19 protein-coding genes are annotated in these 14,661 nt (G+C 69.9%); 6 read left to right on the top strand and 13 right to left on the bottom strand.

Annotated features, from left to right (window positions below; translation table 11 throughout):
• The 3 genes from V5O40_RS26735 to V5O40_RS26725 form a co-directional block, all read right to left on the bottom strand.
• Positions 1-796, bottom strand: a 796-nt coding sequence (locus tag V5O40_RS26735; RefSeq protein WP_332908028.1) for a lytic polysaccharide monooxygenase auxiliary activity family 9 protein, incomplete at its 3' end; no start/stop codon positions are given.
• A gap of 204 nt (positions 797-1,000) precedes the next feature.
• On the bottom strand, positions 1,001-1,441 hold the full coding sequence (locus V5O40_RS26730; protein ID WP_332908027.1) for a GNAT family N-acetyltransferase: 441 nt from the start codon (positions 1,439-1,441) through the stop codon (positions 1,001-1,003).
• A 177-nt stretch (positions 1,442-1,618) separates the two neighbouring features.
• Entirely contained in the window at positions 1,619-1,879 is a 261-nt protein-coding gene (locus V5O40_RS26725; RefSeq protein WP_332908030.1) for a Prokaryotic metallothionein, read from the bottom strand.
• A 153-nt stretch (positions 1,880-2,032) separates the two neighbouring features.
• Between V5O40_RS26725 and V5O40_RS26720 the strand changes: the two genes are divergently transcribed.
• A complete protein-coding gene (locus tag V5O40_RS26720) occupies positions 2,033-2,782 on the top strand; it encodes a lytic polysaccharide monooxygenase (protein ID WP_332908026.1) in 750 nt (249 codons plus the stop codon).
• 182 nt (positions 2,783-2,964) lie between these two features.
• Positions 2,965-3,561 carry a DUF305 domain-containing protein gene (locus V5O40_RS26715; protein WP_332908025.1) on the top strand — a complete coding sequence of 199 codons (597 nt, stop codon included), beginning with the start codon at positions 2,965-2,967 and terminating at the stop codon, positions 3,559-3,561.
• Positions 3,562-3,670: 109 nt separating this feature from the next.
• Here V5O40_RS26715 and msrB read toward each other — a convergent pair whose 3' ends face one another.
• Positions 3,671-4,081, bottom strand: coding sequence for a peptide-methionine (R)-S-oxide reductase MsrB (gene msrB, locus V5O40_RS26710; protein WP_164445539.1), 411 nt, complete (start codon positions 4,079-4,081; stop codon positions 3,671-3,673).
• Positions 4,082-4,128: 47 nt separating this feature from the next.
• Here msrB and ligD point away from each other — a divergent pair, with 47 nt between their 5' ends.
• Positions 4,129-5,154 (top strand): non-homologous end-joining DNA ligase, encoded by a 1,026-nt coding sequence (gene ligD / locus V5O40_RS26705; RefSeq protein ID WP_332908024.1) that lies wholly within the window; start codon positions 4,129-4,131, stop codon positions 5,152-5,154.
• 97 nt (positions 5,155-5,251) lie between these two features.
• Here ligD and V5O40_RS26700 read toward each other — a convergent pair whose 3' ends face one another.
• Complete coding sequence (locus V5O40_RS26700; protein ID WP_332908023.1) at positions 5,252-5,449, bottom strand: DUF397 domain-containing protein; 198 nt, start codon at positions 5,447-5,449, stop codon at positions 5,252-5,254.
• On the bottom strand, positions 5,442-6,308 hold the full coding sequence (locus V5O40_RS26695) for a helix-turn-helix domain-containing protein (RefSeq protein ID WP_332908022.1): 867 nt from the start codon (positions 6,306-6,308) through the stop codon (positions 5,442-5,444). Before V5O40_RS26695 ends, V5O40_RS26700 begins: the two co-directional genes overlap by 8 nt.
• A gap of 387 nt (positions 6,309-6,695) precedes the next feature.
• Between V5O40_RS26695 and V5O40_RS26690 the strand changes: the two genes are divergently transcribed.
• Complete coding sequence (locus V5O40_RS26690; protein WP_332908021.1) at positions 6,696-6,980, top strand: hypothetical protein; 285 nt, start codon at positions 6,696-6,698, stop codon at positions 6,978-6,980.
• On the opposite strand, the gene V5O40_RS26685 is transcribed toward V5O40_RS26690, so the two are convergent.
• The 3 genes from V5O40_RS26685 to V5O40_RS26675 all read right to left on the bottom strand — a co-directional run bounded on the left by V5O40_RS26685 (position 6,970) and on the right by V5O40_RS26675 (position 8,799).
• A complete protein-coding gene (locus V5O40_RS26685) occupies positions 6,970-7,422 on the bottom strand; it encodes a GNAT family N-acetyltransferase (protein WP_332908020.1) in 453 nt (150 codons plus the stop codon). The two genes, V5O40_RS26690 and V5O40_RS26685, sit on opposite strands and share 11 nt — an antisense overlap.
• A 48-nt stretch (positions 7,423-7,470) precedes the next feature.
• Positions 7,471-7,839: a hypothetical protein gene (locus V5O40_RS26680; protein WP_332908019.1), complete on the bottom strand. Its 369-nt coding sequence runs from the start codon at positions 7,837-7,839 to the stop codon at positions 7,471-7,473.
• Between the two features lie 234 nt (positions 7,840-8,073).
• Positions 8,074-8,799 (bottom strand): DUF899 family protein, encoded by a 726-nt coding sequence (locus tag V5O40_RS26675; protein WP_332908018.1) that lies wholly within the window; start codon positions 8,797-8,799, stop codon positions 8,074-8,076.
• A 62-nt stretch (positions 8,800-8,861) separates the two neighbouring features.
• Between V5O40_RS26675 and V5O40_RS26670 the strand changes: the two genes are divergently transcribed.
• The gene (locus V5O40_RS26670) at positions 8,862-9,536 is read left to right on the top strand and encodes a winged helix-turn-helix transcriptional regulator (protein WP_332908017.1); all 675 of its coding nucleotides are present in this window, start codon (positions 8,862-8,864) and stop codon (positions 9,534-9,536) included.
• A 45-nt stretch (positions 9,537-9,581) separates the two neighbouring features.
• Here V5O40_RS26670 and V5O40_RS26665 read toward each other — a convergent pair whose 3' ends face one another.
• Both V5O40_RS26665 and V5O40_RS26660 read right to left on the bottom strand, forming a co-directional pair.
• Positions 9,582-11,123, bottom strand: coding sequence for an alpha/beta hydrolase (locus tag V5O40_RS26665; protein WP_332908029.1), 1,542 nt, complete (start codon positions 11,121-11,123; stop codon positions 9,582-9,584).
• Positions 11,124-11,198: 75 nt separating this feature from the next.
• Positions 11,199-12,299 carry an ATP-dependent DNA ligase gene (locus V5O40_RS26660; protein ID WP_332908016.1) on the bottom strand — a complete coding sequence of 367 codons (1,101 nt, stop codon included), beginning with the start codon at positions 12,297-12,299 and terminating at the stop codon, positions 11,199-11,201.
• A gap of 135 nt (positions 12,300-12,434) precedes the next feature.
• Between V5O40_RS26660 and V5O40_RS26655 the strand changes: the two genes are divergently transcribed.
• Positions 12,435-12,647 carry a hypothetical protein gene (locus V5O40_RS26655; protein ID WP_332908015.1) on the top strand — a complete coding sequence of 71 codons (213 nt, stop codon included), beginning with the start codon at positions 12,435-12,437 and terminating at the stop codon, positions 12,645-12,647.
• A gap of 9 nt (positions 12,648-12,656) precedes the next feature.
• Here the strand turns inward: V5O40_RS26655 and V5O40_RS26650 are convergent, their stop codons facing one another.
• Positions 12,657-13,574 carry a DNA-3-methyladenine glycosylase family protein gene (locus V5O40_RS26650; protein WP_332908014.1) on the bottom strand — a complete coding sequence of 306 codons (918 nt, stop codon included), beginning with the start codon at positions 13,572-13,574 and terminating at the stop codon, positions 12,657-12,659.
• Positions 13,575-13,696: 122 nt separating this feature from the next.
• Complete coding sequence (locus V5O40_RS26645) at positions 13,697-14,365, bottom strand: COG4315 family predicted lipoprotein (protein ID WP_164445523.1); 669 nt, start codon at positions 14,363-14,365, stop codon at positions 13,697-13,699.
• Between the last annotated feature and the right edge of the window lie 296 nt (positions 14,366-14,661).

Below are 14,661 nucleotides of genomic sequence, written 5' to 3'. Positions count from 1 at the left end.
CCGGTGGCGGGTTGGTGGGCGGCGGCGTGGTCGGTGGGGGAGTGGTGGGCGGCGGCGTGGTGGGCGGGGGCGTGGTCGGCGGCGGCGTGGTCGGCGGGGGGTTGGATCCGCCGCCGAACTGCACGTCGCTGCAGATGTAGTACGACTGGTCGGAGTGACTGGCCTGCCAGATCGTGTAGATGACGTGCCGGCCGGTGCGCCCCGGTGCGTTGACCGGGATCTCGATGGAGACCCCACCGGGCTCCTGCTGCCACTGCGAGGCCGGCGTGTTGCCGATCTGACCGACCAGTTCCAGGTGCGACCAGGCCAGCGGCGTGGTCAGCGCGTCGTAGCCCTGCCGGGTGGCGTACACCCGGATGTAGTCGGCACCGTGGCTGGCCTGGTCGTAGAACTTCAACCGGAAGCTGTTGCCGACCGAGGTGGTCCGCCAGGCACCCGGCACGTCCATCGCCCGGTAGCGCCCGTTCTCGGTGCGTCCGCCGGAGCAGAGCTGGCCGTTCGGGATGGCAGCCTGGTGGTTGCCGGCCACGCCCTCGCGGTAGAGGCCGTTCCAGTTCCACATGGCGTTGGTGTCGGTCTGCCACGCCTGCCAGCACATCGGGTCCTCGGTGGCCATCCGTGGGTTCTGGAAGTCACCGCCCCAGCGCTGCCAGCAGCCGTAGTTGCGGGAGATGGGGTTGGCCACCGAGCCGTGCGCGGCGGCGGGTCGCACGTATGCCGTGGAGAGCAGCAGCGTGGCGACGGCCGCGACGGCCAGCAGCCAGAACGCCCGTGATGATCTGAGCGAGTTGGACATGGAGCCCCCAGGGGGAGTCGTCGGATCTCGACATCGCCCGGACGCTCGGGAGTTGCCCTCTCCCGTGCCGTCGGTGTGGCCCTCGCGTGCTGACTCGACCGGAAGGATGGCACGTTCGATCGTCATCCGTCAATGAGGAAAGCGATTTCCAGCACCGGGTGCACGGGGTCGTCGAAGCGCTTCCAGCACTGGTTTCGCGGTCGTTCACCGCTTCCGGCGCATGGGTGTGTGCGGGATGCCGTCCTCGACGTACTCCGGCCCGCTGACCGTGAAGCCGTGTCGGGTGTAGAAGTCGACGAGATGTGACTGGGCGTCCAACACGCACGGCCGGTCACCGATCTCCGCGAGGGCCGCCGTCATCAGCCGCCCCGCGTGCCCGTCGCCCCGGGCCGTCGGGGCGACCACCACCCGTCCGATCCGAGCCACCCCGTCGGGGTCGGCCAGGATCCGCAGGTACGCCACCGGAGCGCCGTCGTGGGCCAGCCACAGGTGCCGGGTGCCGGGTTCGACGTCCCGCCCGTCGAGCTCCGGGTACGCGCACTCCTGCTCGACCACGAACACGTCGACGCGCAGCCGGACCAGGTCGTGAAAGGTGAGCGTGTCCAACTCGGCGAAGCCGGCGCTGTGCAACTGCGTGTCAGACATCCCGCCAGCCTAGTGCTGTCGCCACCGGAAGCCGGCGCGGAGGTGCACCCTGCCCCCGGCTCAGCCTGCGCACGGGAGCTGGATTAAGGATCTTGGACAGTTCTCGTTACCCACTAACGGAAACTGTCCAAGTTCTACTGCGGCCTCGTCTTTCGCTGTCTGTCGGCCGACGGGTGATCAGGCGGGGCGGGCCCCTACGGCGTCCCGGATCTCGGCACCGTGCTCGGCCTCCACCGCGCGGGCGCAGTGACCGCAGCAGAAGAACCGACCGGAGACCTCGACCCCGTGGCCGACGATCTTGACGTTGCAGTGCTCGCAGATCGGGGCGAGCTTGTGGGCGGCGCATTCGAAGCTGTCGAAGGTGTGCACGTCGCCGCTGACCGTCTGCACCTCGAATGCCAACCAGTAGTCGTTGCCGCAGACCTCGCAGGTAGCCACGCCCCGTATCTCCATCAGAGAGACCTTTTGTCCCATCTTGCGACACGCAGCTGGTTGGTCCCTGTTTTATTGACAGTGGTCTTTACTGTTAACAAGGTTTAAATTATGTTTGTGGCACCTCACCAGGCACCACGCCGACAAGGAGCTGCCGCCATGCGTCGAAGAATCACCCTTCCGCTGGTCGCGACGGGCGCCATGGTCTCCACCCTGGCCGTCGCCACTCCCGCCCAGGCCCACGGCTACGTCTCGTCACCACCGAGCCGCCAGGCGCTCTGCGCCCAGAACCGGGTACCCGACTGTGGGCAGATCAGATGGGAACCGCAGAGCGTCGAGGGCCCGAAGGGGCTGCGCAACTGTCACGCCAACATTTCGCACTTCGCCGTCCTCAACGACGACAACCGGGGCTGGCCGGCCACCTCGGTCGGCACCACCGTGACGTTCACCTGGGTCAACACGGCCATGCACGCCACCCGCGACTGGGAGTACTTCATCGGCAACACCCGGGTCGCGGTCTTCTCCGGCGGCGGACGCCAGCCCGGCGCGACCGTCTCGCACACCGTCAACCTCTCCGGCTACTCCGGCCGGCAGAAGCTGCTGGCGGTGTGGAACATCTCCGACACCGCGAACGCCTTCTACTCCTGTGTCGACCTGCAGATCGGCGGGGGCGGCGGCAACCCCACGCCCAGCCCGAGCCCCACCACCAACCCGCCCGCCCCGTCGCCCACCCCGACGGTCGCCCCGACCACCAACCCGCCGACCGGCGGCACCTGGGCCGCCGGTCGCGCGTACGCGGTCGGCGACCAGGTCACCTACGGTGGTCGAACCTACCGCTGCCGGCAGGCGCACACCGCCATCGCCGGTTGGGAGCCGCCGAACGTACCGGCGCTGTGGAGCCAGATCTGACCAGCGGGAGGTGCGGCCGGAGCTGGCCGCACCTCCCGTTCGCCGAGCCGGCGCACCCGCGCGCCGTGCTGTGCGCGGAAGCTGGTGTGCTGTCGGCCGGAGCCGCCGTGTCGCGGGCGGGAGCCGGCGTGCTGGGGGCCCGAGGCGTCGGGTCGTCGGCCCGGCCGTCCGAAGGGCGCGCCGTGTCTCGGGTACGGTGTGCCACGCTGCGTGTGCTGCCGCTGCACCTGATCGCGGTGCTGCTGGTTGCCGGCTGTGGCGGCGCGCCCGCGCCTTCCGACGCGACGCTGCCGCCGGTGGCCGCGACCTCCGCCACGACGCCTGGTGTCATCAGCGAGATGACCGGCATTGACCTGCTGTTCCTGTCGATGATGGCCGGGCACACCGAGCAGACCCTCCAGATCGTCGGGCTGGTTCGCGACCGGCTCACCGACAGCGAGCTGCGCACCCTGGTCGCCGCCGTCGAGGCGACCGAGGCCGACGAACTGGCCACGGCGCGTGGCTGGCTGGCGCAGGCCGGGCGCAGCGCCCGCGCCGACGACCACGCCGGGCACGGCACGGGCCCTGAGCAGTTGGCACGGCTGCGGGACGCCCCGGACGCCGAGGTAGACCGGGTGCTGATCGAGGTGCTCAGCGCGCACCAGCAGGCCGCGGCCGACCTGGCCCGGGCACATCAGGCGGCGGGTACCGACGCGCGGGTGCTCGACCTGGCCCGGCGTGTCGAGCAGTCGCGTACCGCTCAGGTCGCGCTGATGGCCGGTCGGCCATCAGCCGACTGACCGCCCGGCCGCGCCGGCGCGCGACGTCGGCGCGGGCTTGCCTGACCGATCGACCCGGCAGTGCCGGTCCGGCGCGGGCGGGGATGGCGGCGCGGCCCGGGTGACCTGGTCAGGCGGCGCTCGGGTCCAGGCGGATGGAGAGCGAGTTCACGCAGTGGCGGGTGTCCTTCGGGGTGAAGCCCTCACCCCGGAAGACGTGGCCGAGGTGGCTGTCGCAGCGGGCGCAGCGGATCTCGGTGCGACTCATGCCGAGGGAGTTGTCCTCGATCTCCTTGATCGCGCCCGGGATGGCGTCGTCGAAGCTCGGCCAGCCGCAGTGCGAGTCGAACTTGGTGTCGCTCGGGTACAGCTCGACACCGCAGGCCCGGCACCGGTACATGCCGGGCGTCTTGGTGTCGACGTACTCGCCGGTCCACGCCGGTTCGGTGCCGTGCTCGCGCAACACCCGGAACTCGGCGGGGCTGAGCCGGACCCGCCACTCGTCCTCGGTGCGGGGCAGTTCGCTGTCGGGAACAGTCACAGGTCAACGGTACGCCGAAGGTCGGACCCATCGCATATGGTCGCGCAATGGGTGGCACGAAGGCTGCGGCCGAGCAGATCGAGGTGGCCGGGCAGACCGTACGACTGTCCAGTCCCGATCGGGTGATCTTCCCGGAGCGGGGCTTCACCAAGGCCGACGTCTTCCACTACTACGTCAGCGTCGGCGACGGCATCATGCGGGCACTCGGCGACCGACCGACGACGCTGCAACGCTTCCCCGACGGCATCGCGGGGGAGATGTTCTTCCAGAAACGGGTGCCGACCCGGGGCGTGCCGCCCTGGGTGCGTACCGCCGAGATCAGTTTTCCCAGCGGTCGCAAGGCCGCGGAGTTGTGCCCGGCGGACCTGGCCCATGTCGCCTGGGCGGCGCAGATGGGCACCGTGGTGTTCCACCCGTGGCCGGTCCGCGCCGCCGACGTCGACAAGCCCGACGAGCTGCGGGTCGACCTCGATCCGCAGCCCGGCACCGACTTCGCGCACGCCGCCACGGCCGCCGCCGAGCTGCGGGCGATCCTCGACGAGCTGGGCGTGCCGGGCTGGCCGAAGACGTCCGGCGGCCGGGGCGTGCACGTCTACCTGCGCATCCAACCGCGCTGGACGTTCGTCGAGGTACGCCGGGCCACCATCGCGCTGGCCCGGGAACTGGCCCGCCGCCGGCCCGACCTGGTCACCACCGCCTGGTGGAAGGAGGAACGCGGCGAGCGGGTCTTCGTGGACTACAACCAGATGGCGCGGGACCGCACCATCGCCTGCGCGTACTCGCTGCGCGCCAACGCCCGGGCGACCGTCTCCACCCCGGTCACCTGGGACGAGCTGGCCGACGTCGACCCGGACGACTTCGACCTGCGTACCGTCCCGGAACGGCTGGCCCAACGAGGCGACCCGCACGCCGGCATCGACGACGCCCCATGGGACATCACCCCCCTGCTGGAATGGGCCGAGCGGGACGCCGCCACCGGAGAGGGCGACCTCCCCTACCCACCCGACCACCCCAAGATGCCCGGCGAACCCAAGCGCGTCCAACCCTCCAAGGACCGTGACCGCCCCCGCTGACCCTGCCCCTCCCGTATCCGTTGATCATGAGGTTAGCGGCAGTTTGAAGATCCACAACTGCCGCTAACCTCATGATCAACGAGGTGTGGGCGGGAAGCTACGGGAGGCCGTTGGCCTTGAGGGTCTCGACGAAGGACCGCCACTGGCAGGCGTCGAACCGCAGTACCGGCCCGCCGGCGTCCTTGCTGTCCCGTACACCCACGACCCGGGCAAGGTTGTCCGCCACCTCCACGCAGTTACCTTGGTCGCTGCTGCGGCTGGCCTTTCGCCAGATCGCACCGGTCAAATCAGTCATGCTGCCTCTCCTTGATTCGCCGCATCAGCGTCTGGGACGCCTCGACGCTCAACGCTTCGGCGCTGATGTGATTCCAGAGTTCGGCATACGCCCGGACCTCTTCCAGCCTGTCAAGGTATAGCGCGCCGGTAAGTCCCTCGCAGTACACGGTGGTCGGCTCGGCTGACCGAGCACCCTGTGTGGGAAAGTCCAGGATGACGAAGCTCCCGGCCACGGCAGCACGAGTCAGCTCGCTGCCAAGCGGGGAGATCCTGATCGACACGTTGGGTTGCTCGCTGGCCGCAATCAGTCGGTCAATCTGCTCAGCCATGCCGGTCACGCTTCTGTGCAGAATGCCCTCGTCCAAGATTGCGTCAAGAATGGGTGCAGCCGGACGCTGCCTGGCGAGAACGCGTTGACGCTCCAACCGCAGCTCAACAAGTTTTGCGACCTCCTCGTCCGTGATGCCCGGTCGAGATCGCGCGACTGCTGCCGTGTAATCGGGAGTCTGTAGGAGTCCGGGAACCAAACCGTGCTCGTAGGTGCGAATGTGGCTTGCGGCCGACTCAAGCCCGACGTACAGCTGAAACCACCGAGGGATCACCTCGCCGTAGGCGTGGTACCAGCCCTTGCTCTTGGACTCTTTGGCGAGGCTGATCAGGACCTCCGACGTCTCTGGCGAGGCACCGTAGAGCCGGCACATCTGTTCGACGTCCAGTGCGCGGATCGGAGTCTGACCGGACTCGATCCGGTACATCTTCGCCCGCGACCATTCAAGGTCGGAGGCGGCGGCTTCCAAGCCGATCCCGGCTTGTTCTCGGGTTTGGCGGAGCAGACGTCCAAGTTCCCGACGAGGCACCGTAGAGCCAACTTCAGCCACTGCCGTCCTTCCTGTCTCATCCTGACCCGTCGTCGGGCTTGCCGTGAGACGGCTCCTGCATCAGCAGACGAGATGCGCATCTCTAGGTGACTGTCTCACGATGAGTGTTGCGCCGTCCATTGAGCTTCCCGGATTGTGGCGAATGAAGGAACTGGCTCTTGACGTTGGGAGGTCTGAGGTGGCCCGGTGGAAGTGGTTTCAACGCAAAGACGAGCCGATCGACGTAGTGAACCGTCCGCCCATCGCGAGCAGCCCGGTACCTACGTCGCCGGTCGAACTGCGTACGAACACCCCGACGGCGGTCCAGCCACGACAGCGGCCTTTGACCAGGGCGGGGCAGCAGCGCTTTAGCCACGCAGTGCGGCGATGCCATCGGCGGAGCTACCGGTGAGCGGAAAGCAGGGGATGAGTTCCGTCGAGATGGCGGACCTGCCCGAGATCGACGTCGACAACAAGCCGGAACTGCTGGTGCTCGTGGCGGAGAACCACGTCCCGATCGGCTGGGCGATCGTCCTGCCCGAGGGAGACTTCTGGCTGCTCCGGAACTCCACCCGGTCCTTGATCCACGGGTCGAGCCTGGCGACGCTGACGACCTTCTGGGCCACCGTCCTCGGTTGCGATGTGGGGCGACCCAGACTGGCCGGGCCTCCGTCCGCCGGTGTCAGAGACTGAGCTTCATGCCCTCGTGGCTGGCGACGAAGCCGAGGTTGGCATAGAAGCGGTGCGCGTCGTGGCGGGTCTTGTCGGTGGTGAGCTGCACCAGGCCGCAGCCGCGCTGGCGGGCCGCGTCGATCGCCCAGGTCATCATCTGGCGTCCCAGCCCGCGACCGCGCTGGTCCGAGCGGACCCGGACCGCCTCGACCAGCAGCCGCTCGGCACCGTGCCGGCCGAGCCCGGGGATGTAGGTGAGCTGCATGCACCCCACCACCTCGCCGTCGGCCTCACCGACCACGAGCTGGTTGCGCGGGTCGGCGGCGATGTCCGCGAACGCCTTCTCGTACGTGGCGTCGACCTCCCCGACGTCACGGGTACGACCGAGTACGTCGTCGGCGAGCAGGTCGAGCACGGCCGGCAGGTCCGCCCGGACCGCCTCACGGAAGATCACCTCACTCATTCCGCGAGCGTCCCACAATGGTGCGACCCGATGTGCGGCGGAGCACCGTCAGCTGTCGCTGCGCCGGGTGACGCGTTCGAGCACCGCCACGGAGGCGCCGGCGGGTGCGCATCCGACAGGCACGTGCGGCAGGTGTTCCGGCGGGCCGCCCTCGGCGAGCGGGGCATCGAAGAATCCGCCGCCGCCGTCGACCCGATCGCCCACGACGATCTCCCCGACGTCAGGCACGTGTACGCCCACCCGGCCGTGCGGAAGCAGCGTGGTGCCCGGCGGCCAGACCACCACCGCTGCGATGCCTGTTCTGTCCCGCAGGATCAGACAGCCGCCGTCACCCATGACCACCCGACCGTGCATCGCCGCGAGAAAGTCGTACGTGGCACCGGCGACCAGGGTCCGGTAACCGTTACCGTCCAGCACTCGGCCGCTCCCGACGAGATTCCAGGGGCCTTCTCGGTGCTGGTAGGTGTCCGAGAGCCAACGGCGCAGCCGGTCAATGCCAGCAACAACCCGGCTGCAACGACATCGATTCTCAGCACCTATCCATTAGATCCGTAATGTCCACGCCTGTTCCTTAGCGACATACCGGTCGGTGTGGCGTGGTCGCTGCCGCCAACGGCCACGAGGTAGGTGGCAGACGTTCGGCTCAGGTCTTCAGTGGCAGTGGTGCTGGTTCGACTGGACGGGCGTGGCGCCGGGGCGGGTCCACTGGGCTACCGGGCGGCCGTCCTTGCGCCACCAGCTGTACGTCGGGTCGGCCTGCGGCCAGCCGTCGGGGGAGTCCTCCCAGGCTTCCTGCCGTCCGTAGGCCGTCATGTCGAGCAGCTTGAGCGAGCCCATGATTGCCTCGACGCCGCGTCCGGTCGTCTCGTAGGTGAGGAACACCCGGTCACCCTGGCGCAGGTAGCAGGCGATGACGCCGCCGCCGGCGACGGCGGGCTCGTCGATGCCGTAGTTCGAGTACCACGGGTGGAGGTAACCCATGAACTCGCGGAACGGTGCGATCTCCTCGTACGGTCCCTCGGCGAAGACCGCGAACCTGATGCCCCGTGCCGCCAGGTAGCTAGCCTCGTGGAAGTTCCAGATGCTGATGGTGCAGCCTTCGCACTGCTCCTCGAACGGCTTGCCGAGGTGCCACATGTGCTTGTAGACCACGAGTTGGTCTCGCCCGTCGAAGATGTCGAGCAACGAGACCGGACCCTGCTCGCCGACCAGTTTGACCGGGCTGACCTCGGTCATCGGGAGGCGACGGCGGGCGGCCGCGATGGCATCACCCGCTCGGGTGTGCTCCTTCTCCCGGACGAGCAGTGCGTTCCGTTCCCGAAGCCAGGTGTCGCGGTCGACCACCGGAGGTGCTGGTTGAGTGTCCATACTCGGCATGTCGCTACTATAAACATAGTGCCGACTCGTGTGAAAGAAGTTGATGGGGATTGCCTGCCAAGTTGACCTACGCGCACCACGGCGACGCCTGCCGGGCCGCCAACGCCCTCGACCTGGTGGGTGACCGGTGGACGTTGATCGTCGTCCGCGAACTGCTCCTCGGCCCCAAGCGCTTCGCCGACCTTCAGGACGCCGTTCGTGGCATCACCCCGGCCGTCCTCAGCGACCGGCTCAGATCCCTGCGACAGGCCGGCATCATCGACCAGGTGACCCTGCCCGACCTGGCGCGCACCCGCGCGTACGCCGTCACCGAGTGGGGCCGCGGCCTGGAGTCGGTCCTGGCGTCCCTGGGCCGTTGGTACTCCTCCGGGCCGGACCCGCGCACCAGCGGTGGCATGACCCCGGACGCCATGGTCCTAGCCATGCGCACCATGGCGCCCCCCGTCCCCGAGGGCCTGCCACTGACCGCCCTGCGCCTCTACGACGCCCGGCAGCCCGACCCACCGGTCCGCGACTACCGGCTGACCACCGTCAACGGGCTGCTGGACGTCCAGCCCGGTGCCGCCGTCGACCCGGTGGCGACCGTGACCACCGACTCGACGGCCTGGAGCGAGGTGCTCTTCGGCGGCCTGCCGCTCACCGACGCCGAACGCGCCGGCACCGTACGCGTCGAGGGCGACCGTGACACCGTCCTCGGCGTCGTGCGCCTCTACCTCACGGCCGTAGCTCCTTTGTGAGAGGCGCTGTCCCGGCCCGTCCTCAGGGCCGCCTCGCCTCCTCGGCTAGCGCGCCGGGCAGCGCTTGCCCTCGGGCGGGACGGTGAGGTCGATCAGGTACGCGTTGACGGCCTGGGTGATGCAGGTCGTCTGCGGGTAGGCGGTGTGGCCCTCGCCCTCCCAGGTGAGCACCCGGCCGACGCCCAGCATCTCGGCCAGCGCCGGCGTCTGCTCGTACGGCGTCGCGGGGTCGCCGGTGGTGCCGACGACCAGGATCGGCGGGGCGCCTTCGGCGCGGCCGGTCGGGTAGGGGTCGCTGCCGCCGGGCCACTCGGTGCAGGAGACCAGGCCGGCGGCCAGTGGCGCGCCGAAGAGTGGATACTGGCTGCGCCACTCGGACTGGAGCTGGCGGATCCGCTCCAGATCGGGGCGTTGCTCCTCGTCGGCGCAGTTGATGGCCAGGTTGGCGTCGAAGAGGTTGCTGTAGTCGCCCTCGGAGTCGCGGTCGGTGTAGTTGTCGGCGAGCCGGAACACGTCCGTCGGGTTGCCCTCGTTCAGCCGGTCGATGGCCCGGGCCAGTTGCTCCCAGCCGGGCTCGGAGTACAGCGACGAGACGATGGCGTAGAAGATCCAGCCGGCGGTAGCCTCCCGCCCGTCGGCGGAGCGGACGGGGGAGACCTCGGCCTTGTCGATCGCCGAGGTGACCGCCGCGCGGGCGTCGGGGGCGATGGGGCAGCGGGCCGCGTTCGCCGCGCACCATTTGGTGAAGTTGTCGAAGGCGCGTTCGAAGCCTCTCGCCTGGCTCTCTGAGCCCTCGATCAGGTCTTGCCGGGGGTCGACCGCGCCGTCGAGCACCAGCGCCCGCACCCGCTGGGGGAACAACTGGGCGTACGTGGCGCCCAGCAGGGTGCCGTAGGAGTAGCCGAGGTAGGTCAACTTGTCGTCGCCGACGGCGGCCCGGATCGCGTCCATGTCGCGGGCCGCCTGCTCGGTGCCGTACAGCGGTAGCTGGTCGCCGTACTTGGCGCCGCAGCCCTGGCCGATGCGTTCGTTGAGCGCGACGAAGTCGTCGAACGACGCCTGGCTCTCCGGGTCGGGGTTGTAGCCGAAGACGGCGTCGAGGTCGGCGTCGGAGATGCACTCGACCGGGCTGGACCGGGACACCCCGCGCGGGTCGAAGCCGACGATGTCGAAGCGTTCGAGGATCGCGTCGGGCAGGCCGCCGTACTGCTCGCCGAAGGTGAGGTAGACGGCGGTGTCGACGCCCGAGCCGCCGGGACCGCCCGGGTTGACCACCAGCGAGCCGATCCGGTCGCGTTGGTTCGTGGAGCGGGCCCGCAGCAGCGCGATCTCGAAGGTCTCACCGGCGCCGGGACCGGTCGTGGCGGCGCTGCCGCCCGCCCAGTCCTGCGGCACCTGGATGCGGGTGCATTCGTACCGGATGTCCGGAGCGCGCCGCCCGACCACCTCGTCGGCCACCTCGGGGCAGGACCGCCAGGTCGGCGCGGCCCCCGGTGCCGCTGCCTCGCCGTCGACGTCGGTGCGCGGCGCGAACGCCGGCAGCGTGCAGCCGGCGGTGACGACCACGGCGGCGGTGAGGCCGGCCACGGTGAGCCGGAAACGGCGGGTCCGGTCGGGCGTACGGGTCACGAACGAGCCTCCGTGATCGGGTCGACGGCCAAGCTACGCGGGCCCGGCCGGCGCCGCCGGGTCACCCCGCAGCACCTGGTCCACGTCGAACCGGACCGGCCGGTCAAGTTGATCGTATCGGCAGGAGAGCGGGTCACGGTCGGGTCGCCAGCGAACGAAGCGCGCGGTGTGCCGGAACCGGTCACCCTCCATCGCGTCGTACGCCACCTCGACCACCAGTTGCGGGCGCAGCGGCTCCCACTCCAGGTTCTTGGTGCCGGTCCACCGGCTGACCCCGCCGGGGATGCGTTGCCCGCGTTCGTGGTCGCCGTGCACCCACGGGTGCTCGGACCCGACGTCGCGGTAGGGGGCCAGATCCTCCAGCAACTCGGCGCGGCGGGCCATGGTGAACGAGGCGCTCACCCCGACGTGGTGCAGCACCCCGGCGTCGTCGTAGAGGCCCAACAGCAGTGACCCGACCACCGGACCGGACTTGTGCCAGCGGAACCCGGCCACCACCGCGTCGGCGGTGCGGGCGTGCTTGACCTTGGACATGAGTCGCTTGCCCGGCTCGTACGGCAGGTCGGCCGGCTTGGCGATCAGCCCGTCCAGGCCGGCGCCCTCGAAGACGTCGAACCAGCGGCGGGCCACCTCGGCGTCGGTGGTGATCTGGGTGACGTGCACCGGCGGCCGCACCCCGGACAACGCCTGCTCCAGTCGGGCCCGGCGGGTCGGGTAGGGGGCGTCGAGCAGGCTCTCGTCGTCGAGCGCGAGCAGGTCGAAGGCGACGAAGTCGGCCGGCGTCGTCTCGGCGAGCAGCTTCACCCGGGAGGCCGCCGGGTGGATGCGCTGGGCCAGCAGCTCGAAGTCGAGCCGGGGCTGCCCGTCCGGGCCGTCGCGGCGGATCACGATCAGCTCGCCGTCCACCGCGCAGCGCGGCGGCAACTGCCGGCGGGCCTGCTCCACCACCTCGGGGAAGTAGCGGGTCATCATCTTGCCGCCCCGGCTGGCCAGCTCCACCTCGTCACCGTCGCGGAAGACGATGCAGCGGAAGCCGTCCCACTTGGGTTCGTAGGTCATCCCCGGGCCGGTGGGGATCGAGTTGACGCTGCGGGCGAGCATCGGCTCCACCGACGGGTTGATCGGCAGGTCCACGGCGATCAGTCAACCAGACGGCACCGACAGCGGTGACCCGGATCACGGTCGCCCGGTGGGCGGCCTGTCCCCTCCGGCCCGTCACGTCCCACTCGGGCGGATCGGAAAACCGCAGGTCAGAGCTACTTTCACGAGGTGACCGAGTGGGTGTGCGGGTGCTGCGGACGGTGGCGGGTCAGCGTCGAGCTGATCCACGGCCGGTACGTGTACCGGTTGGCGCACACCTATCCCCGGCGCTTCGGCGGCGGCAGGAACGTGCTCGGCGAGGTGGGTTCGGTGGACGAACTGGCGGAGCTGCTGCGTCGGCGCACCCCGGTCGACCTGGCCGACCTGCGCGAGGCCGCCTGATACCGACGCTCAGTAGTGGGCGAAGGAGCGGATCGGGGCGCGGGGGCCGAACTTCGGGGCCTGCACGGCGGCGGCCTCCAGCAGCCAGCAGACCCGGCCCCGGTGACCCCGGAACGGCTCCAGCAGCTCCAGCATCCGGGCGTCGTCGCCGCGCGGCTCGCCGGCCAGCGCCCAGGAGACCGTGTTGGGTACGTGGTAGTCACCGACGCTGACCGCGTCCGCGTCGCCGTAGGCGACCCGGACCACCTCGGCGGCGGTCCACGGCCCGACGCCCGGGATCGACCGCAGCAGGCGGGTGGCCTGGGCCGAGTCGGCGCAGCGTTGCAGGCGGTCGACCATCCGCGCGGCCCGGATCAGGGTCTCGGCACGGCGCTGCTCCACGCCGAACGGGTGGAAGACCCAGTACGGGGCGGCGGCGATCACCGCCGGGTCGGGTGGCAGCAGCAGCCGCACCGGCCCGGGTGCCGGCTCGGCGAAGTGGCGCACGGTCGCCGCGTACCCCCGGTAGGCCTCCTTGCCGGTGACCTTCTGCTCCAGCACGGCCCGCAGCACCCGGGGAAAGATCAACCCGCTGGCCGGCATCCGTAGCCCCGCCTGCTGACTCGCCAGCCGCGCCACCACGGGGTGGCTCGCGGCGAGCTCCGCGAAGCCGGTCAGGTCGTCGCGGAGGCCGGCCACCGCGTCGGCGTGCTCGACCATCCAGCCGGCACCCGGGCCGTGACCCTCGGCGACCAGATCGCCGCCCTCGGGTCGCAGGGCAAGCGTGGCCGGTCCGTCGGGTGTGCGCGCCGCCCACCAGAAGACGCCCGCGACCAGCCGCGCACACGGGTCGTACGGGCTGAAGGTGAGCGGACGCACCGAGGCTGCGAAACGGTAGCCGGCTGGTGTTCGCAGGACCCGCTTCGTGGTTGGTGCCGTCCAGTTCACCGGCTCACTCTGCCACGCGAGCCGCCCGGGTCAACGAGGCACACCCTCTGGTCCGCTTCAGGAAGGCCGGTGGCCGGCCGCGCCGTTGCTGGCTGCGACCGGCCACCCACGTGCCTGCCGGATCAGTAGTCGTAGTCGGAGTCCGACTCGTTCGACTCGGTCTTCGACGGCGGGGCGACCGCCTTCGGGGTTCCCTTGGGCAGGCACTCCAGGTTCTTGCTGCCGTCCGGGTTGACCACGAACCAGGTGCCGCCGACGCCCTGGCCCTTCCAGGCGCCCGGCTTCTTGTCACCGATGTAGGTGTAGAGCGGCCAGCCGTCGAGGGTGATCTGGCGGGTGCCGTCCTCGCGGGTGATGGTGCCGACGTCGTCGTCGGAGACACCCTTGAGCTCCGGGGCGCCGTCGGTCAGCGCCGGCGGCCACACCTCGGCGCACTGGCCGTCACAGTTGGACGACGGCGGGTCGTTGGTGTCGCGGTCGAAGCGGTACAGGATGTAGCCGTCCTGGTTGACCACGGCGCTACCCATCCGGGGGAACTTCTTGCCGGTCAGGCTGTCGGTCAGTTCGACACCCTCGGGCAGGGGAGCGTCGGTCTCTTCCTCCGCGCCCGGTGACGCCGAGGCGCCCGGCTCCGCGCTGGCCTCGGGGTCGGCGGTCACGCTGGGCTCGGCCGCGGCGACGGCGACCGGCTCGGCCGCGCCCGCGTCCGCCCCGTTGTAGCCTGCGGGTGCGCAGGCCGTAAGTGCGAACATGGCGCCCACGGCGATGACGGTCCGCTTCATCTGTGCCACGTGCCCTCCTCATACTTGGCAGTTCACCGGGAAGTACGGGTCGAGCGCTGTCAAGGTTGAATCCGAAAGGGTGGGCAAGTTCACAAGGACCCATTGAACCGTCTGGGTTCTCTGTCCGTGTGAGTCCGTATCCCCAGGTGGCTGAGTCGCCTGACGCCGGGAAAGACCGAAGGCCCGCCTCGGAGTCGAGGCGGGCCTTCCGGGTATGTGGATCAGGCCGCTGGGACGGTCACCAGAGTGTCCGTGGCACCCCCCGAATCGATATCCTGCACCTCGAAATGCTTGATGTCGTCCCG

Origin of the sequence: Micromonospora palythoicola (assembly GCF_036689795.1) — a bacterium.
Lineage (GTDB): Bacteria > Actinomycetota > Actinomycetes > Mycobacteriales > Micromonosporaceae > Micromonospora > Micromonospora palythoicola.
Note: the sequence above shows the minus strand (reverse complement) of the source record. Positions and strands in the feature narration are given on the sequence as shown.

Excerpts from the sequence above, each read along its gene's own strand:
- V5O40_RS26720 (WP_332908026.1), top strand. The coding sequence starts at position 2,033 with ATGCGTCGAAGAATCACCCTTCCGCTGGTCGCGACGGGCGCCATGGTC.
- ligD (WP_332908024.1), top strand. The coding sequence starts at position 4,129 with ATGGGTGGCACGAAGGCTGCGGCCGAGCAGATCGAGGTGGCCGGGCAG.
- V5O40_RS26675 (WP_332908018.1), bottom strand. The coding sequence starts at position 8,799 with ATGCCGAGTATGGACACTCAACCAGCACCTCCGGTGGTCGACCGCGAC.
- V5O40_RS26700 (WP_332908023.1), bottom strand. The coding sequence starts at position 5,449 with ATGACTGATTTGACCGGTGCGATCTGGCGAAAGGCCAGCCGCAGCAGC.
- V5O40_RS26730 (WP_332908027.1), bottom strand. The coding sequence starts at position 1,441 with ATGTCTGACACGCAGTTGCACAGCGCCGGCTTCGCCGAGTTGGACACG.
- V5O40_RS26685 (WP_332908020.1), bottom strand. The coding sequence starts at position 7,422 with ATGAGTGAGGTGATCTTCCGTGAGGCGGTCCGGGCGGACCTGCCGGCC.